Origin of the sequence: Gluconobacter kanchanaburiensis NBRC 103587, assembly GCF_007988905.1 — a bacterium.
GTDB lineage: Bacteria > Pseudomonadota > Alphaproteobacteria > Acetobacterales > Acetobacteraceae > Gluconobacter > Gluconobacter kanchanaburiensis.
In genome coordinates, this window is sequence record NZ_BJVA01000012.1 from 33,050 (window position 1) to 52,822 (window position 19,773).

The 19,773-nt window shown below is 61.2% G+C and carries 19 protein-coding genes; 12 read left to right on the forward strand and 7 right to left on the reverse strand.

Features of this window, described 5'->3' with window-relative positions:
• Window positions 1-9: 9 nt before the first annotated feature.
• Window positions 10-216, reverse strand: coding sequence for a hypothetical protein (locus GKA01_RS09980; protein WP_146862284.1), 207 nt, complete (start codon window positions 214-216; stop codon window positions 10-12).
• 297 nt (window positions 217-513) lie between these two features.
• Here GKA01_RS09980 and GKA01_RS09985 point away from each other — a divergent pair, with 297 nt between their 5' ends.
• The 8 genes from GKA01_RS09985 to GKA01_RS13630 all read left to right on the forward strand — a co-directional run bounded on the left by GKA01_RS09985 (window position 514) and on the right by GKA01_RS13630 (window position 9,184).
• Complete coding sequence (locus GKA01_RS09985; RefSeq protein ID WP_146862287.1) at window positions 514-1,809, forward strand: adenosylmethionine--8-amino-7-oxononanoate transaminase; 1,296 nt, start codon at window positions 514-516, stop codon at window positions 1,807-1,809.
• A complete protein-coding gene (locus GKA01_RS09990) occupies window positions 1,806-2,984 on the forward strand; it encodes an aminotransferase class I/II-fold pyridoxal phosphate-dependent enzyme (RefSeq protein WP_146862290.1) in 1,179 nt (392 codons plus the stop codon). Before GKA01_RS09985 ends, GKA01_RS09990 begins: the two co-directional genes overlap by 4 nt.
• Entirely contained in the window at window positions 2,981-3,607 is a 627-nt protein-coding gene (locus GKA01_RS09995) for an alpha/beta hydrolase family protein (protein WP_146862293.1), read from the forward strand. Before GKA01_RS09990 ends, GKA01_RS09995 begins: the two co-directional genes overlap by 4 nt.
• Window positions 3,594-4,385, forward strand: coding sequence for a methyltransferase domain-containing protein (locus GKA01_RS10000; RefSeq protein WP_146862296.1), 792 nt, complete (start codon window positions 3,594-3,596; stop codon window positions 4,383-4,385). Before GKA01_RS09995 ends, GKA01_RS10000 begins: the two co-directional genes overlap by 14 nt.
• Window positions 4,382-5,047, forward strand: a complete 666-nt coding sequence (gene bioD, locus GKA01_RS10005) for a dethiobiotin synthase (protein ID WP_146862299.1) — start codon at window positions 4,382-4,384, stop codon at window positions 5,045-5,047. The genes GKA01_RS10000 and bioD overlap by 4 nt, the downstream gene beginning before the upstream one ends.
• Before the next feature lie 163 nt (window positions 5,048-5,210).
• A complete protein-coding gene (locus GKA01_RS10010) occupies window positions 5,211-6,764 on the forward strand; it encodes a glucan biosynthesis protein (protein ID WP_146862302.1) in 1,554 nt (517 codons plus the stop codon).
• Window positions 6,740-8,926, forward strand: a complete 2,187-nt coding sequence (gene mdoH / locus GKA01_RS10015) for a glucans biosynthesis glucosyltransferase MdoH (RefSeq protein ID WP_146862305.1) — start codon at window positions 6,740-6,742, stop codon at window positions 8,924-8,926. Before GKA01_RS10010 ends, mdoH begins: the two co-directional genes overlap by 25 nt.
• A gap of 93 nt (window positions 8,927-9,019) precedes the next feature.
• Window positions 9,020-9,184, forward strand: a complete 165-nt coding sequence (locus tag GKA01_RS13630) for a hypothetical protein (RefSeq protein WP_167506355.1) — start codon at window positions 9,020-9,022, stop codon at window positions 9,182-9,184.
• Between the two features lie 167 nt (window positions 9,185-9,351).
• Here the strand turns inward: GKA01_RS13630 and GKA01_RS10020 are convergent, their stop codons facing one another.
• Window positions 9,352-9,864, reverse strand: coding sequence for a DUF2501 domain-containing protein (locus GKA01_RS10020; RefSeq protein ID WP_146862307.1), 513 nt, complete (start codon window positions 9,862-9,864; stop codon window positions 9,352-9,354).
• Window positions 9,865-10,129: 265 nt separating this feature from the next.
• On the opposite strand from GKA01_RS10020, the gene GKA01_RS10025 reads away from it, so the two are divergent.
• Window positions 10,130-12,241, forward strand: a complete 2,112-nt coding sequence (locus tag GKA01_RS10025; protein WP_146862391.1) for a S9 family peptidase — start codon at window positions 10,130-10,132, stop codon at window positions 12,239-12,241.
• Between the two features lie 108 nt (window positions 12,242-12,349).
• Here the strand turns inward: GKA01_RS10025 and GKA01_RS10035 are convergent, their stop codons facing one another.
• From GKA01_RS10035 to GKA01_RS10050, 4 genes are all read right to left on the reverse strand, one after another.
• Entirely contained in the window at window positions 12,350-13,300 is a 951-nt protein-coding gene (locus GKA01_RS10035) for an efflux RND transporter periplasmic adaptor subunit (RefSeq protein WP_146862313.1), read from the reverse strand.
• Window positions 13,301-13,338: 38 nt separating this feature from the next.
• Window positions 13,339-13,539, reverse strand: a complete 201-nt coding sequence (locus GKA01_RS10040) for a DUF1656 domain-containing protein (RefSeq protein ID WP_141350505.1) — start codon at window positions 13,537-13,539, stop codon at window positions 13,339-13,341.
• Window positions 13,533-15,542, reverse strand: a complete 2,010-nt coding sequence (locus tag GKA01_RS10045) for an FUSC family protein (protein WP_146862317.1) — start codon at window positions 15,540-15,542, stop codon at window positions 13,533-13,535. Before GKA01_RS10045 ends, GKA01_RS10040 begins: the two co-directional genes overlap by 7 nt.
• A 168-nt stretch (window positions 15,543-15,710) precedes the next feature.
• Entirely contained in the window at window positions 15,711-16,229 is a 519-nt protein-coding gene (locus GKA01_RS10050; protein WP_228119926.1) for a hypothetical protein, read from the reverse strand.
• Window positions 16,230-16,364: 135 nt separating this feature from the next.
• Between GKA01_RS10050 and ykgO the strand changes: the two genes are divergently transcribed.
• The 3 genes from ykgO (at window position 16,365) to GKA01_RS10065 (ending at window position 17,496) form a co-directional block, all read left to right on the forward strand.
• On the forward strand, window positions 16,365-16,490 hold the full coding sequence (gene ykgO / locus GKA01_RS10055) for a type B 50S ribosomal protein L36 (RefSeq protein ID WP_007281615.1): 126 nt from the start codon (window positions 16,365-16,367) through the stop codon (window positions 16,488-16,490).
• Between the two features lie 41 nt (window positions 16,491-16,531).
• The gene (locus GKA01_RS10060; protein WP_194265852.1) at window positions 16,532-17,161 is read left to right on the forward strand and encodes a tetratricopeptide repeat protein; all 630 of its coding nucleotides are present in this window, start codon (window positions 16,532-16,534) and stop codon (window positions 17,159-17,161) included.
• 92 nt (window positions 17,162-17,253) lie between these two features.
• The gene (locus tag GKA01_RS10065; RefSeq protein WP_146862322.1) at window positions 17,254-17,496 is read left to right on the forward strand and encodes a hypothetical protein; all 243 of its coding nucleotides are present in this window, start codon (window positions 17,254-17,256) and stop codon (window positions 17,494-17,496) included.
• Between the two features lie 10 nt (window positions 17,497-17,506).
• On the opposite strand, the gene GKA01_RS10070 is transcribed toward GKA01_RS10065, so the two are convergent.
• Entirely contained in the window at window positions 17,507-19,747 is a 2,241-nt protein-coding gene (locus GKA01_RS10070) for a primosomal protein N' (RefSeq protein ID WP_146862325.1), read from the reverse strand.
• Window positions 19,748-19,773 lie beyond the last annotated feature (26 nt).

Below are 19,773 nucleotides of genomic sequence, written 5' to 3' on the forward strand. Positions count from 1 at the left end.
AGCCTCTGGTCAGGCAGCTTTCGGGCTCAGCAGACGGTTGCGATTGAAGAGTTTTTTCACCTGATCGTACAACACGCCGAAATCAGGCATGCAGGCATTATGCAGCGCGCGGACGCTTTCGTGGGTCGCGTAAAAGCGCAGAGCATTCAGACCGCCACTCATAATGGCCGTTCCCAGAAAGACGCCGTCGACATGAATGACCCTGGAACTTAACATTGGCCTTCAACCTCATAATGGCGCCCTTGACCGAAAACTCCGGTCCGGAGCGCAGTATCTTCTCCACGTTCCCCATCGGGCCTGCCTCAGGATGATGCCATCCTCAGGCAGGTCCGATAGTCTGGAACGCTGCACTAACGGGGGTGATGCCACATCGTTGCCTGACAAAGCGTGACCTTTTTATGATACGGCATGCCGCCTGCGGAACGATCTCTTGCCCTCCGCTCGACCTCCTCGGAAGCAGGGAGAAAGATCAGGGGATGGACTTGGTCCCGGCCATGCGGGAAAACGCAGATCATGTCTTCCAGCACTTCTTCCGCCCCTGACCTGACCGCTGCAAGCCGGACGGCCGCTGACCTGCCCCATCTGTGGCTGCCCTATACCCAGATGCAGACTGCCCCCTTCCCCGTGGAAGCGGTCCGCACCTCCTGCAGCCGGATCACACTTGCGGACGGACGCGAGCTTGTGGACGGGGTTGCAGCCTGGTGGACGGCCTGTCACGGCTACAGCCATCCGCATATTCACGAGGCCCTGATCCGGCAGGCGGAACGGATGCCCCATGTGATGTTCGGCGGCATGGTGCATGAACCGGCCATCCGTTTGGCCGCGCGTCTGGCGGCGATGCTGCCAGGAGATCTGGAGCGCGTATTCTTCACCGATTCCGGATCGGTCGCGATGGAAGTCGCAATCAAGATGGCCGTGCAGTACCACATCAACCTCGGAACCACCGGCCGGACGAAGATCCTCTCCTTCCGCGGCGGATATCACGGGGACACGCTGGGCATGATGTCCATCTGTGACCCAGAAGAAGGTATGCACAGCCTGTTCGCCGGCGTCCTGCCCAACCAGGTTCTGGCCGATCTGCCCGTGGATGCAGACAGTCTGGCGCGACTTGAAGCCCTGCTGGCGGAACGCGGCGACAGCATCGCGGCCATGGTCACGGAACCGCTGGTTCAGGGCGCGGGCGGGATGCTGTTCCATGACCCGGAGGTTCTGCAACGTCTGCGCGAACTGTGCGACAGGCATGGCATCCTGCTGATCCTCGATGAAATTTTCACCGGCTTCGGCCGCACAGGGACAATGTTCGCCTGCGAACAAGCCGGGATCGTACCGGATATCGTAGCCCTTTCGAAGGCTCTGACGGGCGGAACCATGGCACTGGCGGCCACCGTAGCCCGGCGGCATGTCTTCGAGGCGTTCCTGTCCGACAGCGCCGGGCACGCCTTGATGCACGGACCGACCTTCATGGCCAATCCGCTGGCCTGCGCGGTCGCCAACGCCTCGCTGGACCTGTTCGAGTCCGAGCCGCGACTGGAGCAGATTGCAGCGATCTCGGCCCAGCTTACGCGGGAACTGGAGCCATGCCGCACACTACCCGGCATGAAAGATGTGCGCGTGCTTGGCGCAATCGGCGTGGTGGAACTTGAGTCACTGGAGAATCCCGATGCCCTGCGCCGCGCCTTTGTAGAGCGTGGTGTGTGGATCCGGCCCTTCCGGAACATCGTCTATCTGACGCCAGCTTTCACGATCACGCCTGAAGAGCTCACACGCCTGACGGCAGCCATCATAGACGTGTTGCGAGAGGGCACATGAGCCTGTTCGACAGCCATTTCACAGCCGCCCTGACCGAACGCGAAACCGCCGGAACACGCCGGACCCTGCGCCCGCTGGTCCGACAGGACGGCATGATCGTCCGAAACGGGCAACGGATGCTGGATGTGTCGTCCAACGACTATCTCGGGCTGGCAGATCACCCGCGGCTGCGTGAACGCGCGGCTGACTGGGCGCTGCGCTTCGGGACAGGCGCCCGCGCCTCCCGACTGGTCAGCGGAACGCTGGACCTGCACCGGCAAGTTGAGACGAAAATGGCCGCCTTCAAAGGCTGTGAGGACGCGATCCTGTTCGCGTCCGGCTGGCAGGCCAATGCGTCCGTCATGCCCGCTTTGTGTGCACTCTCTGTCACCCGAACAGGCGCGCCGATGCTGGTGTTTTCGGACCGTCTGAACCATGCCAGCCTGCATCATGGCTGTGCAGCGGCAGGCGTGCGACAGATCCGCTTCCGGCATAACGACCTGTCCCATCTGGAGAGCCTACTGACCCGCGAGGCTGAAAAGCCCGGCCTGCGGATGATCGTGACGGAGAGCGTATTCTCCATGGACGGAGACCGGGCGGATGTTCCGGCCCTGCGCGCGCTGGCGGACCGGGCGGGCGCGTTCCTTTATATAGACGAGGCCCATGCGACAGGCGTTCTGGGCCCCAAGGGGCGCGGCCTGTCCTGTGGAATGGCCGATCTGACGATGGGAACGTGCAGCAAGGCGCTGGGCGGCATGGGCGCCTATGTCGCAGGCTCGAAACCGCTCTGCGACTATCTGGCAAACCATGCCTCGGGCTTCATTTACAGCACGGCCCTGCCGCCTGCGGTTCTGGGCGCGATTGATGCGGCGCTGGATGTCGTGCCCGGTCTGGACGCAGAGCGCGCCCGGCTGCTCGGACAGGCGAAACGGCTTCGGACCATGCTGAACGGCGCTGGGCTGTCCACAGCGGACTCCACAACACAGATCGTGCCCGTGCTGATTGGAGAGTCCGAACGCGCCATGACGGTCGCCGCCCAGCTTGAAGACGCCGGATTCCTGACCGTGGCCATCCGGCCGCCGACGGTCCCCGCGGGAACCGCGCGGCTGCGGCTGGCGCTCCATGCCGGGCTGGACGATGCCGCAATCGAACGCCTCGGACAGGCCGTCATCGCTCTGACAAGAGACGTTGCATGACACGCGCGCTCTATCTCGTTCACGGCTGGGGCTTCGATGCGTCCTTCTGGGAGCCGCTGCTGGCGCATCTGCCGGATGTGAGCGCGCAAGCCGTGGACTGCGGATATTTCGGCTCCGAACATCGTCCTGCATTGCCCGAAACGCCTTATCTGGCGATCGGACATTCTGCCGGGTCTCTGGCGCTGCTGAAGCAGGATCTGCCGGGATGTGACGGACTGGTATTTTTCAACGGTTTCCCGCGCTTTACTACCGCACCAGACTTCCCGAACGGCACCCCCGAACGGGTTCTGACGCGGATGCGCGCACGCCTGAAGCGTGATCCGGCTGCTGTGCTGCACGATTTCCGGGCCCTCTGCGGAACGGAAGCGCCCCTGCCCCATACGCCGAATGTAGACGCACTAGATCACGGGCTTGAGGCGCTTCAGCAGCAGGACCATCAGACGCAGGCAGCCGACTGGGGAAACAGGCTGCACTGGATGACCGGCACAGATGATCCGTTCGGGGCCGCGCAGGCGGGGTTTGCATCGCCGGGCGAACGGGTCGCGGGCGGACATCTCCTACCCCTCACCCACCCCAGACTCTGCGCGGAGTTCGTGCGACGGAGGCTCCATGACGCAGGCTGACGACATCCTGCGCCGCGCCAGTATCGCCGCGCGATTTGATGCCGCCGAGAGCTATGACGCCTCTGCCCATATCCAGCGCCGCTGCGTCACGGCGTTGATAGAGCGCATCCGGGCAGAAATGGCGGGACACGCCTCCCCCTCCATACTGGAATTCGGCTGTGGAACGGGTTTCCTAACGACCCAGCTTGCCGGACTTTTCCCACAGGCCAGCCTGCTGGCGAGCGATCTGGCTCCCGGCATGATCGCACGGGCACACCAGCATCTCGCAAACACGAACATCCGCTTTCACGTCATGGACGCCGAACATCCGGACGTTTCGGGGCCGTTCGACCTGATCGCCTCCAGCCTTTGCCTGCAATGGTTCTCCAACAGGGCAGAGGGGTTACGCAGGCTCTGCGACCTGCTCGCGCCACAGGGGCGGCTGATGGTCACGACGCTGCTGCAAGGCAGTCTGAACGAGTGGAAACAGGCCTGTCTGGCGGAAAGCGCACCGTGCGGCGTGCCGGATTATCCGTCCGTATCCACCGTACAAGCCGAATGGCCCGGTAGCGGTATCGGATCTTGGGAGGTGCTGACCCTGCGTGATCCTGTCAGTAGCGCGCGGGAGTTCCTGCGCGGTCTGCGGCAGATCGGGGCCTCCCTGCCGCGTCAGGACAGTACTCCAGCTAGCATCGCGGCCCTGCGCCGGGCTATGCGGCAGTTTGACCGTACAAGTTCCGACGTAGCCTACCAGATCGGCATCGGGACATTTATGAAGACGGAAGGAACAGCGCCATGAAAGACATATCGACGAACTGGCAACGCGGCGTCTTCGTCACGGGAACGGATACCGGCATCGGCAAGACCCTCGTCAGCGCCATTCTGTGCCGCGCCTGGAACGCCACTTACTGGAAACCGCTCCAGACCGGCCTTGCGGACGAAGACGGCGACACACCGACCGTGCGGGATCTGGCCGGTCTGGACCCTTCCCGCATCATTCCCCCGGCCTATGCGTTTCAGGCCCCGCTCGCTCCGCTGGCGGCAGGCGATCTGGAAAACGTGACAGTCAATCCGGGGCGGCTCGTCCTGCCTCAGGTGCCGGGACCACTCGTCGTAGAAGGCGCGGGCGGCCTGATGGTCCCGGTACGTGAGGACATGATGATCGTGGATCTGATTGAAAGTCTGGGCCTGCCGGTTGTTCTGGTGACGCGCAGCGGACTGGGAACGATCAACCATACACTTCTTAGCCTTGAAGCCATGCAGCGACGGGGCATTCCGGTAGCTGGCGTGGTGCCGGTCGGGCCGCTGAATTCCGGCAATGAACGCGATATCGTGCAGTTTGGAAAAACGCACATCCTGTTCCAGGTTCCGCATCTCGATGCGATAACAGAAACATCCGTATCCGGATTAGCATGTAACGTTCCGTTACTTGATGTCTTGCAGCAACAGATTTCACAATAATGTGTCATTCAGAGCGCATGCCATAAAAAGGCCGTACCAGACCTTGTGAAATGGCACCCTCATCATAGAAGAGCCCTTCGCAACGAAACACTTCCGGCGTATCGCTGGGATATCGGACTTCGTTTCGGAAGACGCCGAGAGAAACTGGGATATTAGGAAAAGTATGAGTATCCTGCGCCGTGATCTGGTCAAGCTTGGGGCCGGACTGACCCTTCTGGGAACAGCCAGCCGTATGGCCCACGCCCAGTCCACCGCCGCCCCTTCGCCTGCGACACCCGCCACACAGTCAACGCCCTTTGACGACGGAACCGTCCGCCTCATAGCGCAGCGCCTGTCGAAGAAGCCTTATTCTCCGCCGTCGCCGACACTCCCCAATGCCATCGCGAACATGGACTTCGACCAGTTCCGCAGCATCGCCTTCAATCCCGATAAGGCCCTGTGGCACGGACAGAACCTTGCGTTCGACGTGGAGTTCTTCCCGCGCGGGTTCCTGTACAGGCCGCGGATCGGCATGAACGAGGTTACGGGCGGGCAGTCCACGCCCATTCCCTACGACCCGGATCTCTTCACCTATTCCAATCCCGTCCTGCGCGTCACCGATGATCTGGGCTTTTCCGGCCTGCGTCTGCGCTATGCGATCAACACGCCGGGCGTCATGGAAGAATGCGCGGTTTTCCTCGGCGCATCCTATTTCCGCGCTGTGGCCAAAGGGCAGAATTACGGCCTGTCGGCGCGTGCATTCGCAGACGGAACCGGCAACCCAAAGGGGGAAGAATTCGCGCTGTTCCGAGAGTTCTGGCTGGAAAAGCCGGAGCCCGGAGTGGAATCCGTCGTCATTCACGCGCTGCTCGACAGCCCGTCTCTGACAGGGGCGTTCCGCTTCACGATCCGTCCGGGCGATACGACCGTTTTCGACGTGCAGTCCTCGCTGTTCCCACGTCAGGACATCACCGAATCCGGCATCGCTCCTCTTACGGGCATGTTCTATTTCGACGTCAACCAGCACAATCATGTCGATGACTGGCGTCCGGCCGCGCATGACAGTGAAGCCCTTCAGATCTGGACAGGCGCCGGACAGCAGCTTTACCGGCCGCTGATCAATCCGACGGATCTTCAGTTCTCGGCCTTCGCCGACAGCAGCCCTCACGGATTCGGCCTCATGCAGCGTAAGAGGGCGTTTCACGATTATGAAGATCTTGCCCTGAATTACGAGAAGCGTCCGTCCCTGTGGATCGAGCCGATCGGGAACTGGGGCGACGGCGCGGTGGACCTTGTGGAAATCCCGACCCCCAATGAAGTGAACGACAATATCGTTTCCTTCTGGCGCCCGAAGCAGCCTATGAAGGGCGGACAGGAATACAGCTACATCTACCGGATGTACTGGGGCTGGGACACGCCGTGGCCCACGCAGCTTGCACGGGTTGCAGCTACACGGATCGGGAGCGTGACGGATCATGCGGATGCCCGCTTCTTTGTGATCGACTTCACGGGCGCGCCGTTCCAGAACGTTCCGCAGGGTACGAATTTTCATCTGATCTCACAGGCCTCCCCAGGGACGATCCGCAACGTGGTGATCGAACCCAATCCTTCAATCCAGGGATGGCGCACGACGTTCGAGTTCGTGCCGGGAGATGCAAAGATATGCGAGCTTCAGGCCCAGCTCGCCAACGATCAGGGACCAATTTCAGAAAAATGGATGTACCATTGGACCCCGTGACCGAGTTTTCCTCCTCCGCCACGCCGGCTTCCGCCCCATTCCTGCCACCCGAGGCACCGCTTGCCATGAAGGCCCAGAACCTTCATCAGCAGCCGGACCGTCATGGCAGACCGTTCAGCATCCTGCCGACCACGCCATCCCTGCTATGGCTGCGTCGCCTGATGGTTTTCGGCGGTGCGTTTGTGCTAACGGGATACGGCATCTACCGCATCAATCAGGTCTTCAACTCGCTGGGCGTTTCGACGCTCGGAATCATTATTCTGGTCCTGTTCGCCATTCTGGCCTTCTGGATCGCACTGTCCTTCACCTCCTGCCTTGGGGGATTCATCTCCCTGATCCGTCGTGGCGGTCTGGGACTTGGCATTCACCGCACCGGCCCATTGCCGGAACTTAAAAGCCGCACGGCTGTCCTGATGCCGACCTATAACGAGGACCCAACGCGCGTTCTCGCGGGTCTGCGGGCCATTCATGACAGTATTCTCGCAACCGGGCAGATCGACGCTTTCGATTTCTTCATCCTGTCCGACACGACCAATCCAGACGTCTGGGTGCAGGAAGAGCGTGCCTTCCTCGCGTTCCGGCAGGCCACGAGCGGCGAAAAGCGGATCTTTTATCGGCGGCGTCACAAGAATACGGACCGCAAGGCAGGCAATCTCGGGGACTGGGTCACACGGTTCGGTGCATCCTACCAGCAGATGCTCACCCTCGATGCGGACAGCGTCATGGATGGCAGCCTGATCGTCCGGATCACGGCGGCCATGGAACAGCATGAGGGCGTGGGCCTGATCCAGACACTTCCGGTCATCGTAGGCGGTCGCACGCTTTTTGCCCGGATGCAGCAGTTCGCGGGCCGCGTTTACGGACCGCTGATCGCGCATGGCATTGCATGGTGGCACGGATCGGAAGGCAATTACTGGGGTCATAACGCCGTCATCCGCACGCAGGCCTTCGCCGAACAAGCCGGCCTGCCGCATCTGAAGGGCAAAGCCCCCTTTGGCGGCCATATCCTGAGCCATGACTTCGTGGAAGCCGCGCTCATGCGTCGTGGAGGCTGGGCCATTCACATGGTTCCAGGCCTGTTCGGTTCCTATGAGGAAAGCCCGCCATCATTGACAGATGTCGCCATCCGCGACCGTCGCTGGTGCCAGGGCAATCTGCAGCACAGCAAGATCCTCGGCACAAAGGGCATGCACTGGGTCAGCCGCGTCCATATGCTGACGGGTATCGGCTCCTATGTCATGTCGCCTCTGTGGTTGCTGTTCCTGCTGTTCGGCATTCTGATTTCGCTCCAATCGCATTTCTACCATCCAGAATATTTTGGCTCGACCCCCACGCTCTATCCGCACTGGCCTCGGGTCGATCCCGTTCAAGCCAAGCTCGTTTTTATCGGAACGATGGGCATTCTACTCGCCCCGAAGGCTCTGGCCTTCATCGCCATGATGTTCGATCGCGCGGCGCTCAAGGGGTCTGGCGGCGTCTTCAGGCTCGCGGTCTCTATCGTACTGGAAACCCTGATCGGGGGCCTGATCGCGCCGGTCGCTATGCTGATCCAGACATCTGGCGTCATTTCGATCCTGCTGGGACGGGATTCCGGCTGGAACGCGCAGAACCGTGACGATGGCCGGGTTTCGCTGAAAGAAGTGGCGCACGGTTACTGGATCTACACCGCGTTTGGCCTACTTCTGGCCATTGCAGCATGGTCCGTGTCTCAGGCTCTGTTCCTGTGGATGACGCCCGTGCTGCTCGGACTGGTGCTCGCCATTCCGCTTGCCGCACTAACGGCCAGCCGCGATGTCGGGCTGGGTCTGCGTCGTGCTGGTCTGCTGCTGATCGAAGAGGAAACCGCACCACCGCCGATCCTTCAGCTCGCAGCCGCAAACGATGCGGCGCGGGAACGCGCGGCCCATGCTCCCGACGCCCCTCCCGAAGAAGCCTTTGCCGCTCTGCGCCAGAGCGCGCCGCTTCTTGCCGCGCATGAAGGCGCCCTGCCCCCGCCCCGAAAGCCGGGCGCCCCGATCGACGCCAACCTTCTTGTTGGATTAGTCAAACTTCGAGAAGCGCCCTCGCTTGAGGTCGCACTGGAACGCCTGTCCCGTCAGGAAAAAGCAGCGGTTCTGGGCAATGCGGAAGGGCTGGCCCTCATGGAGCGGCTCACAGGCTGAGGTAAAAAAAATCCGGAGGCGTTCGATGCATCTGATCCTTGCGCCCTCGAACCTCGGACTAAACCCGCCTCATAAAGGCCACATCCCAGGCACATGGCGTGCAACCGGATCGATATTTTCAACGCGCTGGACATTGGTCCAGAAGAGCTTGAGGGCAAGGTCACCGACCTGATGTACCAAGAAACGGAGAACGGGACTGGGTCGTCAGAATTCTTTCATCGCTTGTTGCAAGCCCGCGATACAAAGGCACGAGCCTGACAATCTACGATCCGGACAGAGCCTGCGCGGCGCTGATTCTCGCCATACCCCAACAGTTTCTTTTCCGCCCTCGCTCCAGAAATACCGCCTAGAAACCTGAGACAGCACAAATAACCCCGGCCTGTAAGGACCGGGGCTTGTTCTGACACAACGTGTCAGAGAAGCGATCAGTGTCCGACGACAGCCGAGCTTCCGAAGGACTGGGCTTTCTTGACGATGTCATTACACGTCGTGACACGCTTGTCTTTGGGCAGGGTGCTGATGTCGAAGACATTGCCACCCGCCGTCTGGAGCAGCCCCTTGCCGCCAAGGGAATAGAACTGATCATTCTGAACGTCTGGACGCTTGGCCAGGGTTCGAGCGGCGACAATCGGAGACGTTCCGAGCACCAGCTTGTGCTTCACGCAATAATAGCCCAGTCCGGCAACGTTACCTGCCTGCGCATTCTCGATCGTCGGCAAACCATCTGCGCCCAGCGTACCAGGCGAGGCAGCCGTCAGAATGTTCTTGCCCCCTGAAACAGCCTGCAGATTGGCGGACGGCAGGGTTGTCTGTGTTCCGGGCACGACTGTCGGGACGGGACTGCTCTGCGGAATGGGCGGCACCGTCTGGGCGACGGCTACGCCCGAAATGGTCAGACCGGCAGCAGCAAGAACAGCGAAATATTTATTGAAAATCATGGCACTCTTCTTTCCGTATACAGGACTAGTTGGCGTTTCTTTCAAAAGAAAACGACAATTAATCCAGCCTGGAACATCTTGAAGGATGCTCCCGTGCTTCAGTAACATTCGAAAACACCAGTAGTTTCTCTCCAGAGAGTCTTTTTCCTCATGGCCGTCATGCGGGAACTTTTTCCAGATTCGGTTTTACCTATCCTGAAGGAAAGCCTGTTTTCGCATGCCAGGCCGGATTGAACAGGCATGGTTTCTGCGTCACAGTCACCCCATGTCCCAGCACCCCGATGCCCCCTCCGCCACACCCGTTCCTCCCGTCGCCCGTTGTGAGCCACTGAGCACCACGCAGCTTGGCCGCACGCGCACGGATTCCTATGCGTGGATGAAGGACGAAAACTGGCAGCAGGTCCTGCGAGATCCATCCGTTCTGCGCGAAGACATCGCCACCCATCTGAAGGCGGAGAACGCTTATGCGGAAGCGGTGCTGGCCGGGATGGAGCCACTACGCGAGACGCTACTTCAGGAAATGATCGGCCGTATTCCACCCGCGGAATCCTCGGTACCGGTTCCCGACGGCCCGTGGGAGTATTCCGTGCGCTTCGAAGACGGCGCCCAACATCCGCTAAGGGTGCGTTCCCCACGCGGTGGCGGAGCGGAGCAGGTTCTGCTCGATGCCGATGCGCTGGCCAAACAGCATGACTATTACGCGCTCTCGCAGACCGACCATTCCCCCGACCACCGCTATTTCGTCTATGCCGAGGACGTTCAGGGCTCCGAGGTCTATCGCATTCAGGTCGAGGATCTGGAAACAGGCACACTCTGTGCCGAACCCGTCCCCAGCACCACAGGCAGCTTCGCCATTTCCCCCGACAGCCAGTGGCTGTTCTGGATTTACCGCGACGATAATGGCCGCCCTTCGAAGATCTATCGCCGCCGGCTAACGGGGGGCGAAGATGTTCTGGTGTTCGACGAAACCGATCCGGGGTTTTTCCTGAGCATCGGCGTCAGCGCTTCCCGCAAATGGATCGTCATCGAGCGCGGCGATCATGATACGAACGAAACGCTGCTCATCCCGGCTTCCGACCCGACGGCCCTGCCCGTCGTGGCAGCACCGCTGGTGCGGGGCGAGCGCTATTCCCTGACACACTGGAATGACCGCTTCATCATCCTGACCAACGCCGGTGGCGCCGTGGACTTCCAGTTCATGCAGACGCCTGATACGGCCACGGGACGCGAGAACTGGACGCCCTTCGTGCCCTACCGTGAGGGCCACTATCTACTGGGCGCCAGTGCCTCACGCGGGCATCTCGCCTGGGCCGAGCGGCGGGACGGAAACATCCATATTCTTGTAGTGCCCGAAGGCACGCAGGGCGATGTCCGGGCGCAGGCGAAAGCCATCGGCATGGACGAGGCCGCTTATGACCTGACGATGCTGGGCACGCTGGAATATGACGCCCCGATCCTGCGCTACATCTATCAGTCCCCCACCAATCCGGCGCACTGGTACGATTACGACATGGCCAGCGGCGAGCGCACCCTCCGAAAAATCCGCGAGGTTCCGTCCGGCCATGATGCGAGCCGCTACGAGACACGTCGCCTGTTCTCAACATCGCCCGACGGAGCGCAGGTTCCGATTACCGTCCTGATGCGCAAAGGTCAGGTTCTGGACGGTTCAGCGCCCCTGCTTCTGTATGGATATGGCTCCTACGGCATCGCCATGGACGCAGATTTCTCCACAACCGTGTTCAGCTTAGTGGACCGGGGCTGGATTCACGCCATCGCCCATGTCCGCGGCGGCTCCGAAAAGGGCTGGAACTGGTTTCTGGACGGTCGCGGGACGAAGAAGCCCAACACCTTCATCGACTTCATTGCCTGCGCCCGGCATCTCGTCTCGGAAGGCTACGGCTCAGCCGGACGCATCGTGGCGCAGGGTGGCTCGGCGGGTGGTCTGCTGATGGGTGCCATCACGAACATGGCGCCCGAGCTTTTCGCTGGCATTGCCGCGCAGGTACCGTTCGTGGACATGCTCAACACCATGTCCGACGTCTCTCTGCCGCTCACGCCGCCGGAATGGCCGGAATGGGGCAACCCACTGGAAGACCCGGCCGCGTATGACCTGATCGCCAGCTATTCGCCCTATGACAACATCGCCGCCAAGGCCTATCCGCCGGTTCTGGCGATGGGTGGTCTGTCCGATCCGCGCGTGACGTACTGGGAACCCGCGAAATGGATCGCCAAACTGCGCGAAGTCACGTCCGGCGGCCCGTTCCTGTGCCGCATCAACATGGAAGCCGGCCACGGCGGCTCGTCTGGCCGTTTCAAACGTCTGGAAGAAGTCGCCCTCGTTCAGGCCTTCGCCATCTGGGCCATCAACCGGGCCTGAAAAGACCAGACGAATAAAAGTTTTTGGGTTCCGCCTTTTTTCAAAAAAGGCGGAGAGCATCGAAGCTTTTTGAAAAAAGCTTCACCAAAAACTTTTATTCCAGAGCGCTTACCTATGTCCGAACAGATGCCGGATGTCGTCGCCAAAATGCTGGAAGGCGGCGTGGGTGGAGCGGTGACGGCGGTTGCCTTCCTCTGACACGACGGTCACGGTGGCGGTCATGCCGGCGGCCAGGGTCAGATCATCGGGGATCTTGTCGATCTTCACGCGCACCGGGATACGCTGCGCCAGACGCACCCAAGTATAAACCGGATCGATGGTCGGCAGACCCTGCTTGTTCACGAGAGCATTGTTGGTGGCGATGCCGCGGGTGATGCTCTCGACATGGCCGAAGAGCGGATCGTGATAGCCCATCAGATCCATACGGACGAGATCCCCCTCGTCGAGGTCATGGACCTTGGTTTCCTCGAAATAGCCGTCCACCCAATAGGAACTAGTGTCGATAATATGGATGTTGACCACACCAGCGGTTGCGAAATCGCCTGGACGCATGATGAGGTTGGTCACGATGCCGTCGATGGAACTGCGGACTTCCGTTCGCTCCAGATTGATCGCTGCCTGACGTTCTGCAGCCTGCGCCGCATCGTACTGGGCCTGCATCTGCTGGGACAGAGCCTCAAACTGCCTCTTTTCCTCGACCGAGACGGCCGTGCCGGGGATGGCTTTACGCCACTGGGCCTGAACAACACGGAACTCCAAGTCGGCCTTGCGTTCGGCCACACGTGCTTTAGCAGTATCGAGCGCCACCTTGAAGTCGAACGGATCAATGACGTAAAGCACGTCACCTTTGTGGACGAACTGGTTGTCCTTCACCCGTACATCAAGAATCTGTCCCGAAACACGTGGTGCGATATTGGCGACCTGCACACGGACCTGTCCGTTCCGAGTCCAGGGAGAGGCCGTGTAGTAGTCCCACAGGATGACGACCACGAGCGCCGCCACCACGAGAATGCATAGCGTGATGGTAAAGCGGATCAGGCGATGGGCACTGGAAAGCACGGGACGGTCACCTTGGTTTTATTCAAAACAAAAGAGGATCAGAGGATCAGGGTGTAAAGGCCGATCAGGCAGATCAGGATGCCGAACTGGGCCAGGGGCGGATCCCAGACGAAACGCCACAGATCGAACCAGCCCATGATCCAGCGCAGGATGGCCAGCGTCAGAAGCGCCAGCGCCAGATTGATCACGAAAGCCGAGACCAGCACGCCATCGAGATCGACAACCTGTGTCATCACCATCGTTTGCGTCCTATCCCGTAGTGATGCACGGCGGAGCGGTTCAGACGCACCATGGTCCGGACGGCTTCAAGACCACCGATACAGTTGATGATCATGGACTGTTCCTCGCGGATTCCATCGGACAGCCGTTCGAAGAACATGGCCTGAAGTTCCGGGATCTCGGCTTCCAGAAGGCCAAGCCGATCATGGGCCAGCAGCCGCCGGACATGGCGGACCATTGGTTTGAGGCCATGGAGATGCCCCGCCTGATCCAGATAATGTCGCACGCGCGCAATCGTGCTGGAAAAATCCTCCAGCGCCACGAAACGGTTGAACACACGCCGAGAGCGCAGGCCAGGCTCCTTCATCCGCTCCGTCCACATCAGGAACTGGCTGAGACGCTCATATTTCCGGCTGAGCAACGGCGGCCCCATCCTCTCGCCATGTCCGGCGAGCTGGGTTTCCAGATCGTAGGCGATGGACACCGCCAGCCTGAAACGGTGCCGCCGCGCCGTAGGAGGCCACAGCAGAACCAGCAACACGAAAGACAGAACGGCAGCCATCGCATAGAACGTGTTGCGTGTAATGAAGGCCATCGGATCGTAGTTGTGATGATTTCCCAGCCCGATGAAGACCAGAAAGAAGACGCCGTAATTAAAGCCAATGGCGCTGGTTTTCGGGTTCATCAGCAGCAGGCAGGAGATGATGGTCTGCGGCAGGAGTACGAGGGCAAGGCTCAGCATGCTGCCCACATGTGGCAGAATCATGAAGTCCAGCCATGCCGCAACGAGAATGCCCGCGGGCATTCCGATAATGGCCCCCTTGCCGAACTCCGCCGTATCGATGGCCGTGGAAGCCAGCGTCAGCACGAGTGCGGTCTGGGACAGGGCCGTGACAGAAGCAGGGATACTCGTCGCCAGACACAGCGCTGCGGCAACACTGAAACCCAGAAGCACGCGAATCGCGTTGATGAACGCCGTCACATAATCCGGATTGCTCTCGAGATGGGCCAGCTTGAGTGCATCGCCCGCCGGGGTAGCACGCAGGAGCGTGTTCATGCCCGTGCGGATATGCAGACGGTTGCTGAGAAGCGTGGAGCACCGTTCCAGAAACCAGGCTTCACGCGCGGAGGGAACAAAGTCCGGATCTTCCGCGCGGATGTCATCCAGAATCGTGTCCATGGTCTCAAGCCGGGTCGTGCCGTCCTCGGACCGTTCATGCCAGGCCCGGACATGACGGATCAGGATGTCGGAAATACCGCCCGTTTCCAAAAGCCACGCGATCGCACGGCTCGTGGTCAGGACGGTCAGCATACCAATAATGCCCAGCCTTGCTCCCGCCATCCGCAGACGCCCGCGCTCGACTTCGGTCCGGGCGTAGGAAATCTGGGTCATGAGCGCAAGAATTTCGCCACTCAAACCGATCATCTGCTCGGGAGTCGCAATCGGCTCGCCCATGATGGCGGATTTTCCGGTCTGCCGCACGCGATGCGACAGCGTCTCCATGGCCTTGGACAGACGTCGCCAGGCCTCGGGTGATCCGGACAGGATATTGACGACCGCGATCGAGGCCACGCCAATGGCAATATCAGAGGCACGGGCGATGCTGACAGGGTAGATATTCTGCGGATCGTCCATCGTGGGGATGGCGACGAGAGCAACAGTATATCCCGCCAGCAGCGCGCCGTAGGAGCGGAAATCTCGCTCCAGCGAACCTACAAACGCACAGGCCGCGATCCACAGGGCAGCACCCCCGAGCGACAGGGCGCGTTCCTGATTGAACAGGGCAACGAGAATGATGGAAACACTGACACCGAGCACGGTCCCCGCCAGGCGGTAGAAGGCCTTGGAGAGAGCCTGACCACGCAGGGGCTGGGCCAGGATCATGACTGTCACGCCGGCACTAGCGGGGGAGTCAAGCTGGGACCAGAACGCCGTTCCAAGCGCCAGGACAAGTGCACACCATGTCCTGAGACTGAACTGGAGCCAGCCGGGGCGGAAAACTGATTGTAGTGCCGCAGTCAAGAGCCATGCTCCCCACCCTGCACAGACATCACCGGAAACAGTTCCACGGCTCTCATTACCAGAATCAGACAGGTAACCTTAGGAGCGCTCTCGCGGAAAAGTTAGCCCTCGCGTTCTCCGGACATGTTTTGAAAGGAAGTTTCAGGCCTCAGCCGAGCGACGGCAGTGTCAGTCTTCTTCCTCGGGAAGGACCTTGCAGGCCGCGCTCAGCTTGGGATCAGCATGAGAGGCAGACTTTCGGCAATATGTGCGGGCATCAGCACCACACATATTCGTGACATCTTCCATTTCCGACGACAGAACGTCACGCGCCACACCGATATCCTGATTATGCTCGGGATCGATGCCTTCTTCCTTGCCCAGGGCCGTCTGGGCCTGATGCATTTCCTTGAGCGCGTTGATGCAGGAGTCGCCCGCGGCATCCGGATTGGTCTGGAGCACACGAAGAATCTTGTTGATGGCGAATCCCTGCTGGTTGATCGTGGGATCGTCGTCATTAGTCTTGGCGTCCCCGTCATCCGCTCTTGCGGCCACGGGCGCGGCAAGGGCGACGGCGAGAGGAAGAAGGGCCAGCAGCAGGGCGGGGCGGGAATGGCGCTTGATCATGAGAATGGAGGTTAGGAGAAAACGCGGGCCGGACAAAGACCCTGAACGAGGCTGTTGCAGGTTGTTGCAAATCGGCAGCATCAAGGAATTCCGCCACCCGGATGGCGTGTTAGCTTGACTCTACAGGGTGGGATGGGTAATCGGGGCCATTCTTTCGCGGGCGTTCCGGCCCGCTGTCCGGTCCGCAAGGGCCTTACCCGTCGAGAGCCTGCAACCATGAAGATCCGCAACAGCCTGAAGTCCGCCAAGGTCCGCGACAAGGACTGCCGCGTTGTCCGCCGCCGCGGTCGCGTTTACATCATCAACAAGAAGAACCCGCGCATGAAGGCTCGCCAGGGCTGAACCCCTTGGTCTGCCGGATGACGGACAGGCGGCGCTGGCTGATGGCTGGCGCCGTTCTGCTTTGTAGCCCGGCCCTGACTTTTCTGCCAGTTCACGCCGCACCCGCCGCACATTCTGCCGCGCCCGGCCCCGCAGCATCTCCGGCTGCCAAAACACCCGCCCCCTCTCCCCGCCCGCCACGCAAGACGCTCCATGACCGCCTCATGGATGCGGAAAAAGCGCTCGCCATGGCCGGGAACGAAAAACAGGCTGGCGAAATTTCCGAACGCGCAGAAGGCCTCCGCAGCCGCGCCCTGACCGGCAGCGTGCAGATGCTCATCAGCGATTCGCATGATGCGCTGGAAAAACATGATTTCCAGCAGGCACAGGACGACCTGACCGCCGCCATCACCATCCAGCCCGACCAGCCCATCCTCTACCGTCAGCGTGCAGCTATCCGTCTGGCAGCAGGGGACAATAACGGCGCGATCACCGATCTGGGCGTCGTTCTTCAGGCCGACCCCGGCGATCCCACCGCATGGGGCATGCTCGCGGAAGCCGAACATGACCGGCACGAGCCCGAAGCCGCCTTGAGGGCGTTCCACCAGATGCTGCTTCTGAACCCGAAATCCCCCGATTCCGACACACAGCTCAAAACACTGGAAAAGGCCCGCGACGGCCAGCAGGACTGACGTCTCTGCGCCATGGCTTGCACGTACTGCTCTGGCAACCCCTTGTAATGTCGCGTGTTGATCCCCTGATTCCATTTTTCAGGAGATCCCCCATGACCAAGTCATCCCCCGCCCCCGAAACCACCATCGCAGACGTCAGCTCCAAGAAGGGCTGCTGCTCCAAAATGAAGGCCTGCTGTCAGAAGGCCACGCGCGCCCGGGAAATCGGCCTCGCCGGCATGACCGCCATGGCGACATTCGGACCCAAGCGCTTCCGCCCGTATTTCCAGCAGATTCTGGCCGTAATCGCGGTCGTGACCGCTTCGGTCGAGTTTTTCCGCAAGCGCAAGGGCTGATTTTCCAGCCCTAGAGGAAGGAAATGGGGTCGATATCAATATCGACCCTGGCTCCGCCCGTAGGTTTGATATCCCCAAGCCACTGACGCAGGATCGGCTGTACGGCAATGCCCCGCATCGTCCGTAACAACAGCCTGCGCCGGTGTCGTCCGCGCAGGACAGCGAGCGGGGCCGGCGCTGGTCCCAGAACCTGCACCCCTTCCCGCTCCGGCGCGGAGAGCGCAATCTCACGCGCCAACGCGTCGGCCGCATCCGCATTGGGCGCGCTCACGATCAGCGCGGCTAGCCGTCCATAAGGCGGCCAGAACGAAGGCCGTCTCTGCTCGGCTTCCTGTTCCATGAAAGTCTGGAAATCGTTGGAGACCAGAGCCGTCATGACCGGATGCTCGCCGACATAACTCTGGAGCAGCACGCGCCCGCGGTGCTCCGCACGCCCTGCACGGCCCGCGACCTGATGCAGAAGCTGCACGGTCCGCTCCGCCGCCCTCAGATCCCCGCCTCCAAGCCCCAGATCGGCATCCACGACGCCCACGAGCGTCAGCTTTGGAAAATGCCAGCCCTTAGCGACGATCTGCGTGCCGATGATGAGATTGACCTCCCCGTCCGAAATCTTCCGAACCGCCTCCGCCGTGGCTGCCGGGGAGCCAAGCGTATCAGAGGACATCACCAGCAGTTTCGCTTCCGGAAACCGCAGCTTGGCCTCTTCCGTGATGCGCTCAATTCCCGGCCCGATGGGCACGAGCGAATTCTCGGCGTGACATTCCGGGCAGTCCTTCGGAATCCGCTCGTTATGCCCGCAATGATGGCAGGTCAGAATGCCCCGCGCCCTATGCTCCACCAGCCAGGCTGAACAGTTCGGACACTGCATCCGGTGCCCGCAGGCCCGGCACAGCGTCAGGGGCGCATAGCCGCGCCGGTTGAGAAACAGCATGGCCTGCTCCCCCTTCTCCAGCGTTTCATCAATGGCAGTGCAGAGCTTGGGCGACAGAAACAGGCCGCGTTCGGGCGGGTCTGCCCGCATATCCACCAACGACACATCCGGTAGGGTCGCCCCACCATGCCGTGCGGTCAGAAGTTCGTGCCGGTAGCGTCCGCTCTCCACATTCGCAAGCGTTTCGAGCGATGGCGTGGCGGAGACGAGAATGGCCGGTGCATCCGCCAGACGGGCGCGAACAACCGCCATGTCCCGCCCATGATACATGACGCCCTCTTCCTGCTTAAAAGCGCTCTCATGCTCCTCGTCCACCACGACGAGGCCCAGATCAGCAAACGGCAGGAAGAGTGCTGAACGGGCCCCCACCACAACGCGGGCATTGCCTTCCGCCACGGCGCGCCATGTCTCGCGCCGGCGCTTGGCCCCGAGATCGGAGTGCCAGATGGCAGGTTCGGCCCCAAAACGCCGGATGAAACGGTCCGTCCACTGAGCGGACAGCGCGATTTCCGGCAGCAGGACCAGAACCTGCTTTCCCTTGGCCAGACAGGCGGCCACAGCCTCGAAATAAACCTCCGTCTTGCCCGATCCGGTCACCCCCTCCAGCAGCGTGACCTGAAACCGCCCAGCCTCGACGGGGCTGCATAATTCCTGCGCGACCTCAGCCTGTTCTTCGGAAAGTTTCGGCGCGCCATGCGCCGGGTCCGGCAGACCGAACGGAGCAGCCGGAGCGATGACGGCTTCCCGCAGCAGACCAGCCGTAGCGAGACCGCGAATGACGGCCGCACTCGCCCCGCTGCGATCCCCCAGTTCGGCAGTGCTCATGGGTATGGAAGACGCAAAATTCAGCACGGACCGGCGCGCGGGCGTAATGCGCAGATCGCCTTCCGGCGCTTCCGTCCGCACCCAGCCCAAAGTGGGTTTGGGTGCATCTTTCAGATGAATGCGCGTCGCCATCGCCAGAACCAGCCCGGGCGGCGTGAGCGTATAGGCCGCCACCCAGTCGATAAAACGGCGCAGGCTCTGCGGAAGCGGGCGCACATCCAGCTTCCCAACAACCGGCCGCAGACGTTCGAGCGGAAGTTCACGTCCCACCGGCAAGGCGAAATCGGCAGGCAGGGTACGATCGGTTTCCCAAACGCAGCCCACGGTTTCACGACGTCCCAAAGGGACCGTCACGAGGTCTCCCGGCTCAAGCGGCATGGGTGCAAGATAGTCGAGCGGCCCCGGAAACGGCAGCGGCACGAGTACCGAAACGCGCGTTCCGGTGGAAGGTGGCTTTCGCCGGAGATCAGGCTTGGATAGGCTGCTGGATGCCATGACCGTGTCTAACCTCCCCCGCTCCG

Bases quoted from the DNA above. Each gene is read 5' to 3' on its own strand.
- GKA01_RS09980 (WP_146862284.1), bottom strand. From the start codon at position 216: ATGTTAAGTTCCAGGGTCATTCATGTCGACGGCGTCTTTCTGGGAACG.
- GKA01_RS09985 (WP_146862287.1), top strand. From the start codon at position 514: ATGTCTTCCAGCACTTCTTCCGCCCCTGACCTGACCGCTGCAAGCCGG.
- GKA01_RS09990 (WP_146862290.1), top strand. From the start codon at position 1,806: ATGAGCCTGTTCGACAGCCATTTCACAGCCGCCCTGACCGAACGCGAA.
- GKA01_RS09995 (WP_146862293.1), top strand. From the start codon at position 2,981: ATGACACGCGCGCTCTATCTCGTTCACGGCTGGGGCTTCGATGCGTCC.
- GKA01_RS10000 (WP_146862296.1), top strand. From the start codon at position 3,594: ATGACGCAGGCTGACGACATCCTGCGCCGCGCCAGTATCGCCGCGCGA.
- bioD (WP_146862299.1), top strand. From the start codon at position 4,382: ATGAAAGACATATCGACGAACTGGCAACGCGGCGTCTTCGTCACGGGA.
- GKA01_RS10010 (WP_146862302.1), top strand. From the start codon at position 5,211: ATGAGTATCCTGCGCCGTGATCTGGTCAAGCTTGGGGCCGGACTGACC.
- mdoH (WP_146862305.1), top strand. From the start codon at position 6,740: ATGGATGTACCATTGGACCCCGTGACCGAGTTTTCCTCCTCCGCCACG.
- GKA01_RS13630 (WP_167506355.1), top strand. From the start codon at position 9,020: ATGGCGTGCAACCGGATCGATATTTTCAACGCGCTGGACATTGGTCCA.
- GKA01_RS10020 (WP_146862307.1), bottom strand. From the start codon at position 9,864: ATGATTTTCAATAAATATTTCGCTGTTCTTGCTGCTGCCGGTCTGACC.
- GKA01_RS10025 (WP_146862391.1), top strand. From the start codon at position 10,130: ATGTCCCAGCACCCCGATGCCCCCTCCGCCACACCCGTTCCTCCCGTC.
- GKA01_RS10040 (WP_141350505.1), bottom strand. From the start codon at position 13,539: ATGGTGATGACACAGGTTGTCGATCTCGATGGCGTGCTGGTCTCGGCT.
- GKA01_RS10050 (WP_228119926.1), bottom strand. From the start codon at position 16,229: ATGCTGCCGATTTGCAACAACCTGCAACAGCCTCGTTCAGGGTCTTTG.
- ykgO (WP_007281615.1), top strand. From the start codon at position 16,365: ATGAAGATCCGCAACAGCCTGAAGTCCGCCAAGGTCCGCGACAAGGAC.
- GKA01_RS10060 (WP_194265852.1), top strand. From the start codon at position 16,532: ATGGCTGGCGCCGTTCTGCTTTGTAGCCCGGCCCTGACTTTTCTGCCA.
- GKA01_RS10065 (WP_146862322.1), top strand. From the start codon at position 17,254: ATGACCAAGTCATCCCCCGCCCCCGAAACCACCATCGCAGACGTCAGC.
- GKA01_RS10070 (WP_146862325.1), bottom strand. From the start codon at position 19,747: ATGGCATCCAGCAGCCTATCCAAGCCTGATCTCCGGCGAAAGCCACCT.